The 18,240-nt window shown below is 58.5% G+C and carries 20 protein-coding genes and 1 tRNA gene; 5 read left to right on the top strand and 16 right to left on the bottom strand.

Translation table 11 applies throughout. The features are described from left to right. Positions 1–14: 14 nt before the first annotated feature. Positions 15–719 carry a hypothetical protein gene (locus tag ACP3TA_RS10230; protein ID WP_122016487.1) on the top strand — a complete coding sequence of 235 codons (705 nt, stop codon included), beginning with the start codon at positions 15–17 and terminating at the stop codon, positions 717–719. Between the two features lie 3 nt (positions 720–722). On the opposite strand, the gene ACP3TA_RS10225 is transcribed toward ACP3TA_RS10230, so the two are convergent. Further along, entirely contained in the window at positions 723–1,838 is a 1,116-nt protein-coding gene (locus ACP3TA_RS10225) for a hypothetical protein (RefSeq protein ID WP_338402488.1), read from the bottom strand. 485 nt (positions 1,839–2,323) lie between these two features. On the opposite strand from ACP3TA_RS10225, the gene ACP3TA_RS10220 reads away from it, so the two are divergent. Then, positions 2,324–2,857: a hypothetical protein gene (locus ACP3TA_RS10220; protein ID WP_033641986.1), complete on the top strand. Its 534-nt coding sequence runs from the start codon at positions 2,324–2,326 to the stop codon at positions 2,855–2,857. Between the two features lie 50 nt (positions 2,858–2,907). Here ACP3TA_RS10220 and ACP3TA_RS10215 read toward each other — a convergent pair whose 3' ends face one another. The 8 genes from ACP3TA_RS10215 to gpt all read right to left on the bottom strand — a co-directional run bounded on the left by ACP3TA_RS10215 (position 2,908) and on the right by gpt (position 9,656). Next, positions 2,908–3,126, bottom strand: a complete 219-nt coding sequence (locus ACP3TA_RS10215) for a TM2 domain-containing protein (protein WP_033641985.1) — start codon at positions 3,124–3,126, stop codon at positions 2,908–2,910. A gap of 429 nt (positions 3,127–3,555) precedes the next feature. Further along, positions 3,556–4,323: an alpha/beta hydrolase gene (locus ACP3TA_RS10210; RefSeq protein WP_232106002.1), complete on the bottom strand. Its 768-nt coding sequence runs from the start codon at positions 4,321–4,323 to the stop codon at positions 3,556–3,558. Between the two features lie 273 nt (positions 4,324–4,596). Next, positions 4,597–4,672, bottom strand: a tRNA-Thr gene (locus ACP3TA_RS10205). Between the two features lie 191 nt (positions 4,673–4,863). After that, the gene (gene proA / locus ACP3TA_RS10200) at positions 4,864–6,117 is read right to left on the bottom strand and encodes a glutamate-5-semialdehyde dehydrogenase (protein WP_015376739.1); all 1,254 of its coding nucleotides are present in this window, start codon (positions 6,115–6,117) and stop codon (positions 4,864–4,866) included. A 9-nt stretch (positions 6,118–6,126) separates the two neighbouring features. Beyond that, positions 6,127–7,230, bottom strand: coding sequence for a glutamate 5-kinase (gene proB, locus ACP3TA_RS10195; RefSeq protein WP_047572529.1), 1,104 nt, complete (start codon positions 7,228–7,230; stop codon positions 6,127–6,129). Positions 7,231–7,346: 116 nt separating this feature from the next. Beyond that, positions 7,347–7,748, bottom strand: coding sequence for a sigma factor-binding protein Crl (gene crl, locus ACP3TA_RS10190; RefSeq protein ID WP_047572530.1), 402 nt, complete (start codon positions 7,746–7,748; stop codon positions 7,347–7,349). A 60-nt stretch (positions 7,749–7,808) separates the two neighbouring features. Further along, positions 7,809–9,056 carry an esterase FrsA gene (gene frsA / locus ACP3TA_RS10185; protein WP_033651026.1) on the bottom strand — a complete coding sequence of 416 codons (1,248 nt, stop codon included), beginning with the start codon at positions 9,054–9,056 and terminating at the stop codon, positions 7,809–7,811. Between the two features lie 141 nt (positions 9,057–9,197). Beyond that, positions 9,198–9,656 (bottom strand): xanthine phosphoribosyltransferase, encoded by a 459-nt coding sequence (gene gpt, locus ACP3TA_RS10180; protein WP_025301674.1) that lies wholly within the window; start codon positions 9,654–9,656, stop codon positions 9,198–9,200. A gap of 337 nt (positions 9,657–9,993) precedes the next feature. On the opposite strand from gpt, the gene pepD reads away from it, so the two are divergent. Further along, positions 9,994–11,454 carry a beta-Ala-His dipeptidase gene (gene pepD, locus ACP3TA_RS10175; protein WP_096241918.1) on the top strand — a complete coding sequence of 487 codons (1,461 nt, stop codon included), beginning with the start codon at positions 9,994–9,996 and terminating at the stop codon, positions 11,452–11,454. 42 nt (positions 11,455–11,496) lie between these two features. On the opposite strand, the gene dinB is transcribed toward pepD, so the two are convergent. Continuing rightward, a complete protein-coding gene (gene dinB / locus ACP3TA_RS10170) occupies positions 11,497–12,558 on the bottom strand; it encodes a DNA polymerase IV (RefSeq protein WP_033641978.1) in 1,062 nt (353 codons plus the stop codon). A gap of 183 nt (positions 12,559–12,741) precedes the next feature. Here dinB and ACP3TA_RS10165 point away from each other — a divergent pair, with 183 nt between their 5' ends. After that, positions 12,742–13,638: a glycerophosphodiester phosphodiesterase family protein gene (locus tag ACP3TA_RS10165; RefSeq protein ID WP_206196040.1), complete on the top strand. Its 897-nt coding sequence runs from the start codon at positions 12,742–12,744 to the stop codon at positions 13,636–13,638. Positions 13,639–13,703: 65 nt separating this feature from the next. Here the strand turns inward: ACP3TA_RS10165 and ACP3TA_RS10160 are convergent, their stop codons facing one another. Then, the gene (locus ACP3TA_RS10160; RefSeq protein ID WP_206196041.1) at positions 13,704–14,123 is read right to left on the bottom strand and encodes a putative T6SS immunity periplasmic lipoprotein; all 420 of its coding nucleotides are present in this window, start codon (positions 14,121–14,123) and stop codon (positions 13,704–13,706) included. 4 nt (positions 14,124–14,127) lie between these two features. Continuing rightward, a complete protein-coding gene (locus ACP3TA_RS10155) occupies positions 14,128–14,661 on the bottom strand; it encodes a type IV secretion protein Rhs (protein WP_206196042.1) in 534 nt (177 codons plus the stop codon). A 216-nt stretch (positions 14,662–14,877) separates the two neighbouring features. Here ACP3TA_RS10155 and ACP3TA_RS10150 point away from each other — a divergent pair, with 216 nt between their 5' ends. Beyond that, on the top strand, positions 14,878–15,099 hold the full coding sequence (locus ACP3TA_RS10150; protein ID WP_206196043.1) for a hypothetical protein: 222 nt from the start codon (positions 14,878–14,880) through the stop codon (positions 15,097–15,099). Between the two features lie 32 nt (positions 15,100–15,131). Here the strand turns inward: ACP3TA_RS10150 and nqrM are convergent, their stop codons facing one another. The 4 genes from nqrM to nqrE are packed head-to-tail and all read right to left on the bottom strand — an operon-like array spanning position 15,132 to position 18,234. Then, a complete protein-coding gene (nqrM, locus tag ACP3TA_RS10145; protein ID WP_016928987.1) occupies positions 15,132–15,359 on the bottom strand; it encodes a (Na+)-NQR maturation NqrM in 228 nt (75 codons plus the stop codon). Positions 15,360–15,366: 7 nt separating this feature from the next. Further along, positions 15,367–16,398, bottom strand: coding sequence for an FAD:protein FMN transferase (locus ACP3TA_RS10140; protein WP_122016491.1), 1,032 nt, complete (start codon positions 16,396–16,398; stop codon positions 15,367–15,369). Further along, positions 16,399–17,622 (bottom strand): NADH:ubiquinone reductase (Na(+)-transporting) subunit F, encoded by a 1,224-nt coding sequence (gene nqrF / locus ACP3TA_RS10135; protein ID WP_033634097.1) that lies wholly within the window; start codon positions 17,620–17,622, stop codon positions 16,399–16,401. A gap of 15 nt (positions 17,623–17,637) precedes the next feature. Next, positions 17,638–18,234 (bottom strand): NADH:ubiquinone reductase (Na(+)-transporting) subunit E, encoded by a 597-nt coding sequence (gene nqrE, locus ACP3TA_RS10130; RefSeq protein ID WP_004930235.1) that lies wholly within the window; start codon positions 18,232–18,234, stop codon positions 17,638–17,640. Positions 18,235–18,240: the final 6 nt, after the last annotated feature.

Below are 18,240 nucleotides of genomic sequence, written 5' to 3'. Positions count from 1 at the left end.
ATGAGGAACCTGCCATGCTGTTAGGCTATGGCGCCGGCGCCGCAGGATTGCTGGCGCTGTTGTTGGCCCTGCTGCTCGCCGGCATCCTGATCGCCTGGTGGGGCCGGCGCTACATCGCCGCCCGCTGCGGCCGACCGCGACCGCCGCTCTCCTGGGGCGGCTATCTGCTGGCCTCGGCGCTGGCGGTCTACCCGGTGGCGTGCGCGCTGATGCTGATCGGCATGGCGATCCAGGACATCAAGAGCCAGCGGGCGGAAGAACACTGGAATCAACGCAGCTACCTGACGCTCGACGAGGCAAAGCCGTTCGGTGAAACGACGCTGCCGAAAGGCAGTTGGGTAAACCGCCAGGATCCACGCCTGCCCGGCACCGAAGACAGCCCTATCACGATGAACGGCGTGACCGCCGTGCGTTTTCCTCAGCCACAGAGCGTAGCCGGCGTGCCGATCATCGCCTTCGAGGTTTTACCGCCGGTGATGGAGCTGGCGAGCGCGCACACCTTTACCCGCCCGAGCGGCCAAAGGGTGCACTGCGAAGCCGGTTGGCTGGTCACCTTCTTGTTGCCGCCGGATCGGCCGGCCCCGCAGTGGGAGGAGTGGCAGGCCGGGCTGCCTGCGGCGGCGTTTCGGCCCAGCGACTGGATCTTTAGGGAGTGCTTCTCCGGCAGCCCGATCGCGGTGCTGACCTTGCACGACGGCGAAGTCAGGGTGCTGCCCTAAGCCTTACGCCGTGGCGTTGGGCAAACGCACGGTCACGCGGTTGTTGGCCGTTGGCAACTGCAGCGGCGTTTCCTGCCAACTTACCGCGATAACCAATACCGGCGGGGCCGGCACGCGCGGCTCACGCCCGCCTGGCCCCACGCTGTAGGCATCCCATTCAATCACAAACACCCCGCCGTCTTGCGGCTCGACCCGCTCGACGAAAAAGGTGGTGTCCGAACCGCGCCCGCCCGCCGGTTTATGCGCATAAGAGAGCAGGCTGAACCACTCGCCGGCGAAGTAGAGATGGTATAGGCCATCGACGATATGCTCGCCGCGGAACTGGCAGCCGCCGACGCTCAAACCGTCACCCGACGGGGATTCCGCCACGCGTTCGAGATCGCGCACGAAGCGATCGGTCGGCCTGTTATCCAACAACAGTTCATAAGGCGGCGTGTGCAACAGCGCGGCAGGATCGTCCGCCTGGCGCAGATCCGCCGGCAACATCGCGCGCGCCGCCAGCACGCGGCCGCTGGGCAACGTGATCTCCAGCCGATCCGCCGGATCCGCTACCCACTGCGGCACCCACAGACCGCGCACAAGGTGCAACGGCGTGGCTTCCACCTGCCGACACGTCGCCCGCAGCCGCACCAACGCCTCAACGGAACCGGCGGCCAAGGCTCCCAGCTCGCGATCGGTCAACGCAGGCAGCGCATACATCGCCCGGGCGGCGGGCTCGTATACCGTCAGCTCCTCTCCCTCGCGGCTGCGGGTCGGTATCAGGCGCAGCTTGCCATCGTCCACGTCCTGCGGCGCGGCACAGGCGCCATGCACAATCGCCCCGTCGCGCAGCAGCAGCGTCCAAAAGCTGGGGCCGCCCATGCCCAGTTCCCCCACGCCGCCAATCTGCCGGTCGCTGTCGCCGGCGTGCGCCATCTCAATCGGCTGCGAACGCCAGTCGGTCTTACGCCACTCTGTCGCCTCTTCGGGTTCTTGCCCGCTTTTAGCGGCGCGCTTCGCCCATTGCAGCACGGCAAACAGCGCGATGCACAGCACACCCCAAACCGGGTGATCCTGCCAAATCAACACCCAACCGACGATCAAAAGCGCCCAGGCGGCCATGACGATATCCTTTTCCACGAGAAAACCGCCTGATTCTAGCGCAGGAAACGCAAGCGGTTGAAGCCTATGCCATGAATAATTAGCCGTTAAATAGAAAGATAATAATTTCAGCGTTATTTCTGTGACTATGAAGATCACATAAATAATGCTTCACTGCGTGATTTTAACGTAGAAAAGACAACTCCCTGTTTCTCAATGCAATATTTATAACCCTGTTAAAAAAAGAAAAATGAAAGTGAAAAAAACCGCAATAATTTGTGCATATTCTAAACATTGACTATGTTTATACATACTCTTTATATGCAGGTAAACAGACTGAAAAACAAAAGATAAAGACTCTCAATATAATTAAAAAAACCTCGCGTACCGCGTGGGTGAAACGCTATTTATTATAAAAATTCCGAGGCTATTTTATCTCCACGGAACGGGTCACTTTGCTTTTTATCAGGCCAATAGGCTACACACCGCAATTAATATCATTATTAGCATTCCGGAGACCGACAATGAAAATCGTTACGGGCATTATCCTTACCTCTGTGGCCGCCTTCAGCGGCGCGGCTTACGCGGCCGATGCACAACCTACCACCGGCAACGCGGAAGTGATGCTGGAACACGTGCACGCCGTGATGGAAAACGGCAGCCCGGCGCCGCAGCACGACGCCGCCTGCCAAAAAGAACTTTCCATGCCGGAATCGAAATATATGGGCATGAAGGTCAAAACCGATTACACCATCAACAGCAGCACTATGATGATGTCGGCCAAGTCGATGTTCCCATCGCCGGATTCCATGAAACCCATGGAGCTGACGGTCGATCTCTCTGCGCTGGGCCTGGCGGATATGTATGCCTTCGGCGCCTTTAAACCGGCTGCACTACCGCAGGCCTATATTTATTTCACCATCGACAAGGATTTTAAAAATCCGGTCAGCACCTTTATGATCATTAACCAAGGCAAGCAATATAACTGCGTGATCTCCAGCTCGAATAAAATGATGAGCAAAGAGATGCGCGGCAAGATGATGATGAAGAAACAGTAACGGAATGAAAAACGGCGCTTCCCTTAGCAGGAAGCGCCGTCAGAAAAGCCTTAAATCAGACCCGGATTGTATTTCTGGTTGAATTTCTCTTCCGATTGGAACAGATAAATAATGCCTTCGATAAAGCCGACAATCGATGGGATCCCCGTCCAGCAGAACAGCAGGTAGAACAGCCCCCACCACTTCATCCCTAAGTAAAACTTGTGAATGCCCAGTCCGCCCAGGAAGATGGCCAACAGGGCCGCCGCGAGCTTGTCTTTTCTGCTCATAGTTCACTTCTCCTAACTTCTCACCGAACCACCGGCATGCCTAAAAACGGATGCCGCTCCACAGAGCGCCGCATCGCAATGCTTGAGGAGGAAAACATTCATCCATCAAGGCTCAACAGGGGTAATTATAACAGCGATTAATTAAACGGTTGTTTAACCGGCGAAAGGATAAGCAGGGGGATGCATGGAAAGTGAGGCTACAGATACTCGGTTTCGGCTCAAAAAAACACGCACGCTCGCAGGAGCTCGTCGGCATAATAGATGAGCGAAAATTATCCCGCAGCCGTCATTGTAAAAGATAAGGTTAAAACAGATTTTCATTGCCTGATATCGGCATATCGTTATAATTTTTAGTTTCCCTGGTGAATGCCTGCAGACGATTAAAAGCAGCTCACTTGCAGGTGTTCAAAAAATGACTATATCACGACGCTAAAGCCCATCACGTTGAGTATTATGCGCCGCAATCGCATTCGCCATCAGTGCATAATCCTTGATGACCCCTTGGTGACGACGCCCTGAGCAGAAAATAAAATCACAGCGTTGCTCATCTTCGATCAGTTTTTTTGCCAGATGCCTGACTCGCAATTTGGGTGTTGCATTAATTCTGGTCACCCGCCCTCTTTCAGTTTCATTACTTTGCGGATGAACCTTTTCCTCATACTCGCCAATCATCAGGGTTATTTTATTAACGCTTTCAGCGATTGTTAACTTGCCATCAGGAAGCAACGCCCCATTCCCCCACCAGATCGATGGACTGGCCGCCAGATAATTTTGAAACGCGTCAGGATGGTTCAACAGCGTATAAAGTACAAAATGCCCGCCATGTGAATGACCTGCCAGCGTTTGTTTGTCTGTATTGATTGAGTAGCGTGACTCAACCCAGGGCTTAACGCATGCGGTGATAAACTGATAAAATGCCGGCGCTCCGCCACCGTCAATAAACTCTTTATCATCAGAGGGAACCGTATAGTCGCGGGTTCTTGCTTTTAGTATATCCACCCCATCCTGATAGCCGATGCCCACATAAAGAATATTGTCGTTGTTTCTACTCTGATGGCGTTCGGTCAGCTTGGAGAATTGAGTATTGGCATCGAGAAAGTAAAGCGCTTTTAAATCGCCATGCGCTTGCTTGTCATGAGCAATAAAAACCCTATAACGTTGACCATTAAAGTTAAAGTCCTTCGTTCTTGAAATCAAACATCCACACATAACAACCTCACTTTATAAATAAGCCAGTGATTTAACATTGGCGATAATGTCTTTTCCCAGATAAAAAAAGACGGTGAGGTTCAACCGTAGCAACGTATTATTCTGCTTACGACGCTTGCTGGTTGTGTGAATGATTAAACAAACACGTTTGTATTATACCTTGCAGCGCATTGCCACGTCGCGATAAGCAGAAATATCAACCGCAAGCGTTGCAGACGCCAGTGCTGCGTATTTTTACAAGGAAGGCAGTGAAACTTGAAATGGTGCCGATAATAGGAGTCGAACCTACGACCTTCGCATTACGAATGCGCTGCTCTACCAACTGAGCTATATCGGCATCGAGCCGGGCCTGCGGGGCAAGCCGGAAGTGCGTTGAACAAGGTAGACCTGCGCGCGAAATGAGTCAATAGCCCGCCGGGGCGTTTGGTTGTTTTGCAAGCAACCAGACTGTCGTGCAGTCCCCCTTTTCCAAAAACAATCAGGGCGCAGCATGGTGCGCCCTGACCTCTTTATGACCGCAATGCGGCCTTAGCTACGCACCAGATCGTCGCCGTAGCCAATCCACTTGTAGGTGGTCAGCGCGTCCAGGCCCATCGGGCCGCGGGCGTGCAGTTTCTGGGTGCTCACCGCCACTTCCGCGCCCAAGCCGAACTGGCCGCCGTCGGTGAAGCGGGTGCTGGCGTTGACGTACACCGCCGAGGAGTCCACCGCGCGCACGAAGTGCTCGGCGCTGCTCAGCGAACGGGTGAGGATCGCGTCGGAATGGTTAGTGCCGTGGGTGCGGATGTGATCGATGGCCTGATCGATATCGTCCACCAGCAGCACGTTCAGATCCAGCGACAGCCATTCGTCGTCGTAATCCTCCGCGTTCACCGGCACCACCGTCGCCGGGCCGCCCTGCAGCAGCGGCAGCGCGTTTTCCGCCGCGTGCAGCGTCACGCCCGCCGCCGCCATTTTGGCGCTCAGCGCCGGCAGGAACTCGGCGGCGATGCTGCGGTTCACCAGCAGCGTCTCCAGCGAGTTACAGGCGCTCGGGCGCTGGATCTTGGCGTTTTCAATCACCGTCAGCGCCTTGTCGAAATCAACGTCGGCATCCACATAGGTATGGCACACGCCGATGCCGCCGGTGATCACCGGGATGGTCGATTGCTCGCGGCACAGCTTGTGTAGGCCGGCGCCGCCGCGCGGGATCAGCATGTCGACGTAGCGATCCAGGCGCAGCAGTTCGTTCACCAGCGCGCGATCCGGGCTGTCGATCGCCTGCACCGCCGCCGCCGGCAGGCCACACTGTTCCAACGCCTGCTGGATCACTTTCACCGTCGCCTGGTTGGTGTTGTGCGTCTCTTTACCGCCGCGCAGGATCACTGCGTTGCCGGTTTTCAGGCACAGGCTGGCGACGTCGATGGTGACGTTCGGCCGCGCCTCGTAAATCACGCCGATCACGCCGAGCGGCACCCGCCGGCGCTCCAGCTTCAGCCCGCTGTCCAGCAGGTTGCCGTCCAGCACGTGGCCGACCGGATCGTTCAGGCGGCACACCTGGCGCACGTCGTTGGCGATCGCCGCCAGCCGCGCCGGGGTCAGCAACAGGCGATCGAGCAGCGCTTCGCTCATGCCGGTGGCGCGCGCCTGCGCCATGTCTTGTTCATTCGCCAGCAGGATCGCTTCACTGTTGGCTTCCAGCCTGTCGGCCATCACCGACAGCACCTGATTCTTCTTCGCCGTGCTCAGCACCGCCAGCTGCCAGGAGGCCTGCTTGGCGGCCTTCCCCATCTGCTCCAGCATGCTCACTCCTTAACTGACAATCATATCGTCGCGGTGCACTGCCACCGGACCGTATTCATAACCGAGGATCTCGCTGATTTCCTGCGAGTGGTGCCCGGCGATCATGCGCATCGCGTCGCTGTTGTAGCGGCTGACGCCGTGCGCCAGATCGCGCCCCGTCAGGTTGCGGATACGGATCACTTCGCCGCGCGAGAAGTCGCCCTTCACTTCGCGGATGCCCTTTGGCAACAGCGAGCTGCCGCGCGCCATCATCGCTTCCACCGCGCCGTCGTCGACGGTGATCTCACCGGCCGGTGGCGCGCCAAAGATCCAGCGCTTGCGGTTTTCCAGCGGGGTTTCCAACGCGTGGAAACGGGTGCCCACCGGTTTGCCTTCGATCACGTCCGCCACCACGCCCGGCTTGCTGCCCGCGGCGATCACCACGTCGATGCCGGCGCGGCAGGCCACGTCGGCCGCCTGCAGCTTGGTGCCCATGCCGCCGGTGCCCAGACCGGAGACGCTGTCGCCGGCGATGGCGCGCAGCGCGTCGTCGATGCCGTGCACTTCACGGATCAGTTCGGCCTGCGGATTGTTGCGCGGATCGGCGGTGTAGAGGCCCTGCTGATCGGTCAGCAGCAGCAGTTTGTCGGCCCCGGCCAGAATGGCCGCCAGTGCCGACAGGTTATCGTTGTCGCCCACCTTGATTTCGGCGGTGGCGACGGCGTCGTTCTCATTGATTACCGGCACGATGCGGTTGTCCAGCAGCGCCGTCATGGTATCGCGCGCATTGAGGAAGCGCTCGCGGTCTTCCAGATCGGCGCGCGTCAGCAGCATCTGCCCGACGTGAATGCCGTAAATGGAGAACAGCTGTTCCCACAGCTGGATCAGCCGGCTCTGCCCTACCGCTGCCAGCAGCTGCTTGGAGGCGATGGTGGCGGGCAGCTCGGGGTAGCCCAGGTGTTCGCGCCCGGCGGCGATGGCGCCGGAGGTGACGATGACAATGCGGTGACCCGCGGCGTGTTGCTGCGCGCACTGGCGCACCAATTCGACAATGTGGGCGCGGTTCAGACGCAGCGATCCGCCGGTCAACACGCTGGTGCCCAATTTCACAACCAATGTCTGGCTGCCGTTCATAGTATTTCTGCCGTGTGTAATGATGAGAAGAAGAGTGCAAAGGTCTTTGTAACAGGAGAGACGCGTTATGCCAACAGGCACAACGCGAAATCAGCACAATACGTGGTCAAACGGGGTCAGGCGGAGAGTTTGATCAGTTTTTCTTTGAAATCGTCGGCGGGTTCCAGCCCCAGTTCCATGGTCGCCAGCAGCTCGCCCAGGCGGCGATGGAAGTCGCGCAGGGTGTCTTCCAGCTTGGCGTTCACTTCATCATCCTTAATGTTTTCCGCCGTCCAGTCGCCTTCCTTGTCGAACAGGCCGAATTGGTACGAATAGGTGAAGCGCGCCTCTTCCGCCTGCAGCTCCATCCACCAGCCCCAGAACTCACGCTTTTCCGGAGCGGGCTTTACATTGACGCAGACGGCCAAACAATCAAAGAAAAAACGGTCGTTTTCACATTGCCCTTCACGCAGGTACGGCCCCAAGCTGGCAAAACGTTTCATTAGTCGGCTTTTAGGGTGACCACTCGGTAACGTCATTCTCTAACCTCCTCAATGTAGACCACTCTTTTTAACAAATTGTTAAAATTTAGCAACTAATTAACGCATTTTATCCTTCAGCCAACCGGACATCTGCAACAACGCCCGGTGGAAGCTATCGTAAACCGGGGTGCGCGGGATGGCGATCAGCTTGCCGCTCACCGAAGAGGTGACGATCAGCTGCGACTCTTCTTTCGGGCTGAGCGTATCGCGCTCCCAGTAGCCGGAGATCATCGGCGTCGGGCAACGGCGCCCCAGCAGCCCCTGCATTTTCAGCGAGTAGCTGTTCAGTTCCACCTTCAGCACGTTGTCCGAGGCATTGGCCATGCCCATGCGGCTGGCCAGCACGTCCATATACATGTCCGGCACGTTCAGCTGGGTGCTGCTGTCGCACAGCAGGCGATGCACCACCGGCCCCAGGCAGGCTACGCCGCGCAGCCGCTGCGGCTCCAGATAGGCCAATCGCACCGCCACGTTGGCGCCGAAACGGAAGCCGAAAGCGCTCACCCGCTGATGATCCACCCACGGCACCGAGGCCAGCTGGATCAGCACCTGCTGGTGCAGGTAGCTGGAGTCCTGCGTCAGCTTCCACTTGCAGGAGGAGCCGATCGACGGCATGTCGAGCGTCAGCATGGCGATGCCGTGCGGCGCCAGGTAGTCGCGGAACAGACGGTGATAGTCGGTCTGCAGCGTGTCGAGGCTGCCGCACATCAGCACCGTCGGGAACGGCGCTTCGCCCTTCTCGGGCATGTGCAGGAAACCGGTGACGCAGCCGCCGCCTTCGATGCGAAACTCCAGCTCTTTCAGCTGATACGGCAACAGCAGCGCCGCCTCTTCGTAAGCGCGGTTGGCGAGCATCTCCGCCTGTTCAGCCAGCTCGTCGCCCTTCAGGTGCGGGTAACCGGCGATGCTGTACAGGCTCGCGGCCTTCAGCCAGTACTCGCCGCCGACCAGCGGATCCTGCTGCTCCGTCGCCCGCTGCTGCCACTGCATGCCCTGATGGATCCACTCGTAGATCCAGTTGCCATTGCGGTAGCCCACCACGGTATCCAGCCGCTGCGGATTGCTGCGCTCGGCGTCGGAGGCGGCGATGCGCGCCAGCACTTCGTGGATTTCGATCGGGCTGACGCCACGCCAGGCCCACAGCAGCGGATTCAGCATGCGGTACCAGCTGCCGGTGGTGTCGCCTTCCAATGCGGAATGCATGGCGGCGCTCACTTTGTTGCGCGCACGCAGCACCAGCGTCGAGGTTTCGGGATGTTTGAATTTGGGCTTGAAAAGAATTTCAGAAAGGTTGGCCTGTGCCATGGTAACAACAGCCTCCGTAAATCTGGCGATAGGCCGCAAAAGGCCTACTTAACTGGAGGTAGTGTACCTAACTCTGGCGGGATAAACCAAGATAACGCAAACGCCCGGCATAACCGGGCGTTGGGCTGGAACTGGCTGGACTTAGCGACCGCCGATCGGGGGAACGAAGCTGACGCCCATGTCCCACGGCTGTTCGATCCAGGTATCCTGCGGGATGTCGACTTCGTAGTCGTCCACCAGCGGACGGCCCGCCGGCTTGGCGAAGATGGTGACGAAATGCGCTTTCGGGTACATGTCGCGGATCGCTTTCGCGGTGCCGCCGGTATCCACCAGATCGTCCACCACGATGAAGCCTTCACCGTCGCCTTCGGCGCGCTTGAGCACTTTCATTTCGCGTTGGTTGTCATGGTCATAGCTGGAAATGCAGACGGTATCCACATAGCGGATGCCCAGTTCGCGCGCCAGCAGGCCCGCCGGTACCAGACCGCCGCGGCTTACGGCAATGATGCCTGTCCATTTGTCGGCAGGCAGCAGGCGGTGCGCCAGCTTGCGTGCGTGCATTTGCAGCATATCCCAGGTAACAACGTATTTTTCGCTCATAGAATCGTGTCCCAGCCGGCGGTGAAGCGGCTTATTTGTAGTTCAGGGGAAAAAAGGTTGCGCGAGATTATAGAGACTGGCCGCGTTGAATTCCAGCTGTACCGAGGAAAACCTCGCGATTTCCGCCGGGCGGCTTTTCGGTGATTGATGCTGAAAAAGCGAGCGTTCCCGCAGCGAAGCCATGTGATCAAGCGCTTAAACCGCACAATACGGGGGGCGCACCGCCGGAAATAAAGTGATATTCTCTGACGATCGTGCCACGACGCACAGATACCCGCTCACCTTAACCGCGCGGCACGCCCGTCCTGTCGGAGCCTGCCGTCACAGGAGACTTATAGTGTCTGAATTGTCTCAGCTTTCGCCACAGCCGCTGTGGGATATTTTCGCCAAGATCTGTTCTATCCCGCACCCTTCTTATCATGAAGAAGCGCTGGCGCAGCACATCCTCACCTGGGCCAAAGAAAAGAACCTGCACGCCGAGCGCGATCAGGTCGGCAATATCCTGCTGCGCAAGCCGGCCACCAAAGGCATGGAAAACCGCAAGCCGGTCGCGCTGCAGGCGCACCTGGACATGGTGCCGCAAAAGAATAACGACACCGTACACGACTTCGCCAAGGATCCGATCCAACCTTATATCGCCGGCGAGTGGGTGAAAGCGCGCGGCACCACGCTGGGCGCCGACAACGGCATCGGCATGGCCTCCGCCCTGGCGGTGCTGGCCGACGACAGCGTTGAGCACGGCCCGCTGGAAGTGCTGCTGACCATGACCGAAGAAGCGGGGATGGACGGCGCCTTCGGGCTGCAGCCGAACTGGCTGCAGGCGGACATCCTGATCAATACCGATTCCGAAGAAGAAGGCGAAATCTACATGGGTTGCGCCGGCGGTATCGACTTCATCACCACCCTGCCGCTGCAGCGCGAAGCGGTGCCGGCCGGTTACCAAACCCTGAAGCTGACCCTCAAGGGCCTGAAAGGCGGCCATTCCGGCGCCGAGATCCACGTCGGGCTGGGCAACGCCAACAAACTGCTGGCGCGCTTCCTATTCGCCCATGCGGAGGCGCTGAACCTGCGCGTGCTGGACCTGAACGGCGGCACCCTGCGCAACGCCATCCCGCGTGAAGCCTCCGCGGTGGTAGCGGTGCCGGCAGAAAAAGCCGACGCGCTGAAAGCGCTGAGCCAAGAGTTCCTGGCCGTGCTGCAGAACGAACTCTCCGCCAAAGAGAAGAACATCACCGTGCTGCTGGAGCCGACCACCAGCGCTTCGCAGGCGCTGAGCGCCGACAGCCAGCAACGCTTCCTGGCGCTACTGAACGGCACGCCGAACGGCGTGATCCGCATGAGCGACGCGGTGAAAGGCGTGGTGGAAACCTCGCTGAACGTCGGCGTAGTCACCACCAGCGAAAACGAAGCGGAAATCATCTGCCTGATCCGCTCCCTGATCGACAGCGGCAAAGATTACGTTGTCGAGATGCTGGCCGCGCTGGGCCAGCTGGCCGGCGCCAACGTGGCGCCGAAGGGGGGCTACCCGGGCTGGCAGCCGGACGCCGACTCACCGGTGATGCACCTGGTGCGCGAGCTGTATCAGGAGCTGTTCAACAAGACGCCGAACATCATGGTGATCCACGCCGGTCTGGAATGCGGTCTGTTCAAAAAGCCGTATCCAAACATGGATATGGTATCGATCGGGCCAACCATCACCGGCCCGCACTCGCCGGATGAGCAAGTGCATATCGAAAGCGTCGGTCTGTACTGGAAGCTGCTGACCTCGCTGCTGAAAGCAATCCCTGAGCGCGCGTAATCTGCACGCTTAACGCAAAAAGCCGGCGACTCGCCGGCTTTTTTATTCCCAAGGCAGCGCCAGCTGCCGCTCCAGCTGCGGATCGAGCAGCGTCACATGCAACCCCACCAGCCGCACGCCGCGCCCTTCGCGCCGCTCGCGCCACGCCTGCCGCGCCACCTCCAGCAAATCCTGCCGGTTCAACACCGGGAAGACGTGCTCCTGGGTGGTTTGCTGAAAATCCTGAAACTTCAGCTTCACGCCCTGCCGGGCGATGTGCAGATCCGGCTTTACCTTGCGCAGCCGCATCTCCAGCTCGGGATAGAGTTTGTCGATAATCAGCGTTTCGCAGTCTTCCCAGTCGTGAATGTCTTCCGCCAGCGTGCGCTCCACCCCCACCGATTTGCGCAGCCGCTCCGCCGAGATTTCGCGCCGATCGATGCCCTGACACCGTTCCCACAACACCCGGCCAAACTTGCCGAAGCGCTTGAGCAGCTGCGCCAAATCGTATTGCTGCACGTCGGCGCAGGTGATGAGCCCCACTTCCTCCAGCCGTTTGGCGGTCACCTTGCCGACGCCGGGGATCTTGCTGAGCGGCAGCTGCTGCAAAAACGCCGGCACCTGCGCCGGCGTGATCACGTATTGCCCGTTCGGCTTGTTCATCTCGGAGGCGATTTTGGCGAGAAACTTGATCGGCGCGACGCCGGCCGACGCGGTCAGGTTCAGCTCGTCGGCGATCGCCTGACGGATTTCCTGGGCGATCAGCGTCGCCGAACCGTTGCATTGCGGGCTGTCGGTCACGTCGAGATAGGCTTCATCAAGCGACAGCGGCTCGATCAACGGGGTATAGCGGGCGAAGATTTCGCGGATGTGCAGCGAAGCCTCTTTATAGGCCGCCATGCGCCCCGGCAGCAGGGTGAGATGCGGACACAGCTTGAGCGCCATCGCCGTGGACATGGCGCTGTGTACGCCATAGCGCCGCGCCGGGTAGTTGGCGGTGCTGATCACCCCGCGCCGATCGGCGCTGCCGCCAATCGCCAGCGGAATATCGCGCAGGCTGGGATCGTCGCGCATTTCCACCGCCGCGAAGAAGCAGTCCATATCGACATGAATGATTTTACGCATCGCACCCTCCAGTAACACTGTATAAGTATACAGTCAGATACCGAAAGCTCAAGGCCGCGGAGCTCGAGGAAAGCGGCGTTTCCGCCAGATATTTCCGCGTTGTTAAAAAAGCTTAATTTTTCAATAGTATGATTTCCGCCATCCCGTGCGGCTCTCCACAACGATAACGACAAGGTACCCTACATGATCAGATTTTCTCATTTGCTGCTGGCTTCCGCGCTGTCGCTGAGCGCGCTGGCGGCCAGCGCCGCCGCCGGTCATGCGCCGGCGATCGTCGCCCACCGCGGCGGCACCGCCGATGCGCCGGAAAACACCCGCATCGCTATCGAAACGGCATTGAAAAACGGCGCCGACGCCATTTGGATCACCCTGCAAGAATCCAAAGACGGCGTCATCGTGCTGTATCGCCCCTCGGATCTGAAAGCGTTGACCAACCGGCAGGGCCCGGTCTCTGCCTATACCGCCGCGCAGCTGGCCGAGACCGACGCCGGCTGGGCCTTCGCCAAGGGTGACGCCCACCCGTTCCGCGGCCGGGGCATCGGCATTCCGCGCCTCGACGACGTGCTGAAGGCGTTTCCGCACGTCACCTTTTATCTGGACATCAAATCCCCGGACGCCGATCCGGCGCAGTTTGGCCAGGCGCTGCTGGCGACGTTGCAAAGCACCGACAGCCTGAACCGCACCCGCGTCTACTCTACCGACGCCAAATATCTGCAGGCGCTGCCGCCGGCCATCCCGCGCTTTGAAAGCCGCGACGAGACCCGCACGCTGCTGGCCAACGTCACCATGGCGCACCAGTGCGACGTCAAACCGGACAACCAGCAGCCGCGCTGGTACGGGCTGGAGCTGAAGCGCGAGGTGGAGGTGGTAGAGAAATATACTCTCGGCGAAGGGCGTTCGAAGGCGTTTCTGACCTGGGATAAAGAGTCGATGGACTGTTTCCGCTCGCAGGGCCCGGCGCACATCATCCTGTTCGGGGTCAACTCGCCGCAGGAATATCAGCAGGCGCTGGCGCTGGGCGCCGACGGCGTGATGGTTAACTCCCCGGCCGAGGCGAAAAGCTTCCGCAAGGCGAAATAAATAACCGGCTACGGCATAAGGCGGTTCGACATCCCACCTTATGCCCGTATGGCTTTCAACGTCCGTTAGCGAGCAGGAACTACCTGGATGATGCCATTTTCATTGCGAACACTAAACCCAACGCCGAATAGCCGGGCGGCAGGCTCAAGGCCTTTATTTCGTTTATCCGGCGACAACAGCGTCACCGATACCCCGTAAGACTTCCCGTCTTCGAATTTATAATTATCATCGGGAATGCACGTAGCCGCGGTGACCGCAGGCATCTCGTTATCCGCGAAGTGCTTGCCGAAGATAGCATTGGCGTTGCTGATTTCTTCGATAATGACGCCAGCCAAGCGCTCGTCCCCTTCTGGTTGAACCCGCACACAAACGTGGTTATCAACGACAGTGACGTTGGCCGCGTAGTTTTTTGGCCTCGGATCGTTCATGTGCATGCAGCCGGCGAGCAACAAAGTTAGCGTTCCAGCCAAAATAATGCGGTTCATCCTGTTACCTCTGCTTAAGAAACTGAGAAAGCGCATATTCGTATTTTCTGGCGATCGTTTTATCCGTTACGCCCTGAAAATTCACGCCATTGTTAATCGCGCCCAACCAGATAGTGTAACCATACTTCTTCAGGAACCAATAATCAGCGATGATTGAAGCCTGCTGTTCCATGGAGTAGTTATGCAACAGCTGTTTACCATCGAGTCGATATTTGTATTCAGCAGCCCAACTCAATAACCCTCGGGTTCTCACCCACATGCCTTTTTGGTGCTGCCAGACATGGCTCATTTCGTGGATAAATACATGCTGGAAACCTGCAGCGGCCGTGGAAAAATCAGCCTTATATAAGGCTTGTCTAAACCAGACTTCTCCGTTGGGTGCCATCGCCGTTCTGCTGGCTTGCAGCCCAAACGGCAGATAGCTATCGCAGTGAACAAAGACTTTCTCATAGAAAACTGACCTGCCAAACACGGAACGGGCCAAATTAATTTCACCCACCGTTAACACCCGTTTTATCCCTTCTTGTTGTTGTCCCATCCTAGAACTCCCTAAATCCAAAACAAACCTAATGAGACGATATTTTAACCAATCGAGTCAACAGACTAACCTGCTGAGAAATATCAGGAAGATCCGAATGATTCTAAAATGAGAGATATATCAACCTTACGATTTAATCCTGAGCAAAATTAAAGATTACGATGGGCGTTTTAGCGATTTCTTTAAATCAAAAGAAGTCTGGTTCTGGCAGGTGATATGAAACGGATAGCAGCAATTATTGTCGGTGCGATAATAGGTATTGGCCTCATGCTCCTGGCTTTTCCCTTTCTCTCAGACTGGATTATGGGCCACGTTGAGGGCGAGGATCAGATGTCGGCTAACTTCAAGTTGCTGGCGATTGGCCTGATGTTGTGCTGTTTCATGGGCGGTTCACTCGGTAATCTGGCCTATTCAAAATCAAATAACTCCCTCAAATAAAAAACCCGGCCAAGGCCGGGTTTTCGCTACAGCTACAGAATGCGGTGCTTTTCCAACTGCTCGCGCCTCTGCGCCGCTTTGGCTTCGCGTTTTTTGCGCGCATCGCACGGCTCCGGGCAGTCGCAGACTTTCTCCATGCCCAGCGCGGTGATGCCGCCGCAGCTGCCCTGCAGGCTTTTGCGTTTGAACACATAGCCCAGCGACATGCCGCCGACGATCAGCAGAAACAACACGAAGGTAGCGGCGAATACCGTCAACATAGCAACCTCACGAACGCTTTTTCAGATAGGGCTTGAACGCGTCTGAATAACGCTCCTCAAAGCCGTCGGCGGTTTTCACGATCATGAACACCGGGATGCCGAGCAGGTTGGCCAGCGCCATGCCGCGCTCCGGCCCCATCACGTTCAGGCCGGTGGACAGGCCGTCGGCGGTCATGCAGGTCGGGCTCAGCACGGTGATCGACACCAACCGATGATGGATTGGGCGCCCGGTGATCGGATCGATGGTGTGCGAATAGCGCACCCCGTCTTGCTCGAAGTAGTTGCGATAGTCACCCGAGGTGGCGATCGACATCTCCCCGGGTTGGATCACCAGCTGCGCCTGCTGCTGCGTACCGGCGGTCGGGCGCTCGATGGCGATGCGCCACGGCTTTTGTTCGCCGTTATGCCCGCGCGTGCGCACCTCGCCGCCGATATCCACCATGTAGTTCTTCACATGCCGGGACTGCAGATATTCCGCCACCACGTCCACGCCATACCCTTTGGCGATCGACGACAGATCGACGTACAGCTCAGGGATGCTTTTCACCAGCGCGCTGCCCTGCACCGACAGTTTGTCGGCGCCGGTCCAGGCGCGGCGATGCTCCAGCTCCGCCTCGCTCGGCACTTTGTCCGGCCGCCCTTCCGGGCCGAAGCCCCACAGGTTGACCAGCGGCCCGACGGTCACGTCCAGCGCGCCATCGGTGACGCGGTTGATGCGCAGCGCTTCGCGCACCACTTCGGCGGTGGCCGGCGAAACCGGGAACGGCCGGTCAATGTCGCGGCTGGCGTTGAAGCGGCTCAGCTCGGAATCCGGCCGGTAGGTGGACATCTGATCGTTCACCTGCTCCAGCCGTTTGTCGATATCCGCCTGCATCTCGCGCGCCGACGGCGTATCTTCGCCGGTCACGTAACGGATCGAATACGAGGTGCCCATGGTTTTACCCGTCAGGTCCACCTGTTCCGGCCCGCAGCCGGTCAGCAGCAGGGTGGCGCTCAGCGCCACGCCCGTCAGCCAGTTCTTCATCGCCAATGCGCGCATTTAGCCACCAAAGTCATCCAGCATGATGTTTTCGTCTTCGACGCCCAGATCTTTGAGCATCTTGATCACCGCGGCGTTCATCATCGGCGGCCCGCACATGTAAAACTCGCAGTCCTCCGGCGCCGGGTGGTTCTTCAGGTAGTTCTCCAGCAGAACATTATGGATAAAGCCGGTGTAGCCGGTCCAGTTATCTTCCGGCTGCGGATCCGACAGCGCCACGTGCCAGGTGAAGTTTTCGTTCTCCGCCTGCAGCTGGTTGAAGTCGTCTTCATAGAACATCTCGCGCAGCGAACGCGCGCCGTACCAGAAGGTGATCTTGCGTTTCGAGTTCAAACGCTTGAGCTGATCGAAAATGTGCGAGCGCATCGGCGCCATGCCCGCGCCGCCGCCGATAAAGATCATTTCGGCGTCGGTGTCCTTGGCGAAGAACTCGCCGAACGGCCCGGAGATGGTCACCTTGTCGCCCGGCTTCAGCGACCAGATATAGGAAGACATGATGCCCGGCGGCACGTCCGGATTGTTGGGCGGCGGCGTGGCGATACGCACGTTGAGCATGATGATGCCCTTCTCTTCCGGGTAGTTGGCCATCGAGTAGGCGCGCACCGTGGTGTCGTTCACCGTCGAACGGTAGCGGAACAGGTTGAACTTGTCCCAGTCGCCGCGATACTCCTGCGGCACGTCGAAGTCGGCGTAACTGATGTCGTGCGCCGGCGCTTCGATCTGGATGAAACCGCCCGCGCGGAACGGCACGTCTTCGCCATCGGGGATCTTCAGCTTCAGCTCTTTGATAAAGGTGGCTTTGTTATCGTTGGAGATAACCTCGCACTCCCATTTCTTCACGCCGAAGATCTCTTCCGGCAGCTCGATCTTCAGGTTCTGCTTCACGTTCACCTGGCACGCCAGGCGGCACCCTTCTTTCGCTTCGCGCTTGTTGATGTGCGAGAGCTCGGTCGGCAGGATATCGCCGCCGCCCTCTTTGATCACCACCCGGCACTGGCCGCAGGAGCCGCCGCCGCCGCAGGCCGAGGAGACGAAGATCCCCTGGCTGGAGAGCACGTTGAGCAGCTTGTCGCCCGCAGGCGCATGGAAGCTTTTATCCAGATCGCCATTGATTTCCACCGCGATGTCGCCGGTGTTCACCAGCTTCGATTTGGCGAACAGGATCAGCAACACCAGCACCATCACGATGGCGGTGAACATCGCTACGCCTAAAATAATTTCCATAAATTCTTCCCGCCTTTACAACTGAACACCGGAGAAGGACATGAAGCCCAGCGCCATCAGTCCGGTGGTGATAAAGGTAATGCCCAGACCGCGCAGCCCTGCCGGCACGTTGGCATACTTGAGTTTTTCGCGGATCCCCGCCATGGCGACGATCGCCAGCATCCAGCCGGTGCCGGAACCAAAGCCGTACACCACCGATTCGGCGAAGTTGTAGTCGCGCTGCACCATGAAGGACACGCCACCGAAGATGGCGCAGTTCACGGTGATGAGCGGCAGGAAGATGCCGAGCGCGTTATACAGCGACGGGAAGAAGCGATCGAGGATCATCTCCAATATCTGCACCAGCGCTGCGATCACGCCGATGAAGGTGATGAAGTTGAGGAAGCTCAGATCGACGCCTTCCACCAGCGCGCCGTCGCGCAGGATCAGGTTGTAGACCAGGTTATTCACCGGCACCGAAATGCCGAGCACGATGGTCACCGCGATGCCCAGGCCAAAGGCGGTCGACACCTTCTTCGACACCGCCAGGAAAGTACACATCCCGAGGAAGAACGCCAGCGCCATGTTCTCGACGAACACCGCGCGCACAAACAGGCTGATATAGTGTTCCATCGGCCT

It is taken from the genome of Serratia sp. 2C06, assembly GCF_050037615.1.
In the GTDB taxonomy this organism is placed as follows: Bacteria; Pseudomonadota; Gammaproteobacteria; order Enterobacterales; family Enterobacteriaceae; genus Serratia; species Serratia ureilytica.
Note: the sequence above shows the minus strand (reverse complement) of the source record. Positions and strands in the feature narration are given on the sequence as shown.

What these genes read in the sequence shown, in the direction of transcription:
- crl (WP_047572530.1), bottom strand. Translation starts at nt 7,748, where the DNA reads ATGACGTTACCGAGTGGTCACCCTAAAAGCCGACTAATGAAACGTTTT.
- ACP3TA_RS10160 (WP_206196041.1), bottom strand. Translation starts at nt 14,123, where the DNA reads ATGAACCGCATTATTTTGGCTGGAACGCTAACTTTGTTGCTCGCCGGC.
- ACP3TA_RS10150 (WP_206196043.1), top strand. Translation starts at nt 14,878, where the DNA reads ATGAAACGGATAGCAGCAATTATTGTCGGTGCGATAATAGGTATTGGC.
- proB (WP_047572529.1), bottom strand. Translation starts at nt 7,230, where the DNA reads ATGAACGGCAGCCAGACATTGGTTGTGAAATTGGGCACCAGCGTGTTG.
- ACP3TA_RS10165 (WP_206196040.1), top strand. Translation starts at nt 12,742, where the DNA reads ATGATCAGATTTTCTCATTTGCTGCTGGCTTCCGCGCTGTCGCTGAGC.
- ACP3TA_RS10230 (WP_122016487.1), top strand. Translation starts at nt 15, where the DNA reads ATGCTGTTAGGCTATGGCGCCGGCGCCGCAGGATTGCTGGCGCTGTTG.
- dinB (WP_033641978.1), bottom strand. Translation starts at nt 12,558, where the DNA reads ATGCGTAAAATCATTCATGTCGATATGGACTGCTTCTTCGCGGCGGTG.
- gpt (WP_025301674.1), bottom strand. Translation starts at nt 9,656, where the DNA reads ATGAGCGAAAAATACGTTGTTACCTGGGATATGCTGCAAATGCACGCA.
- nqrE (WP_004930235.1), bottom strand. Translation starts at nt 18,234, where the DNA reads ATGGAACACTATATCAGCCTGTTTGTGCGCGCGGTGTTCGTCGAGAAC.
- frsA (WP_033651026.1), bottom strand. Translation starts at nt 9,056, where the DNA reads ATGGCACAGGCCAACCTTTCTGAAATTCTTTTCAAGCCCAAATTCAAA.
- ACP3TA_RS10140 (WP_122016491.1), bottom strand. Translation starts at nt 16,398, where the DNA reads ATGCGCGCATTGGCGATGAAGAACTGGCTGACGGGCGTGGCGCTGAGC.
- ACP3TA_RS10215 (WP_033641985.1), bottom strand. Translation starts at nt 3,126, where the DNA reads ATGAGCAGAAAAGACAAGCTCGCGGCGGCCCTGTTGGCCATCTTCCTG.
- proA (WP_015376739.1), bottom strand. Translation starts at nt 6,117, where the DNA reads ATGCTGGAGCAGATGGGGAAGGCCGCCAAGCAGGCCTCCTGGCAGCTG.
- nqrF (WP_033634097.1), bottom strand. Translation starts at nt 17,622, where the DNA reads ATGGAAATTATTTTAGGCGTAGCGATGTTCACCGCCATCGTGATGGTG.
- ACP3TA_RS10220 (WP_033641986.1), top strand. Translation starts at nt 2,324, where the DNA reads ATGAAAATCGTTACGGGCATTATCCTTACCTCTGTGGCCGCCTTCAGC.
- nqrM (WP_016928987.1), bottom strand. Translation starts at nt 15,359, where the DNA reads ATGTTGACGGTATTCGCCGCTACCTTCGTGTTGTTTCTGCTGATCGTC.
- ACP3TA_RS10155 (WP_206196042.1), bottom strand. Translation starts at nt 14,661, where the DNA reads ATGGGACAACAACAAGAAGGGATAAAACGGGTGTTAACGGTGGGTGAA.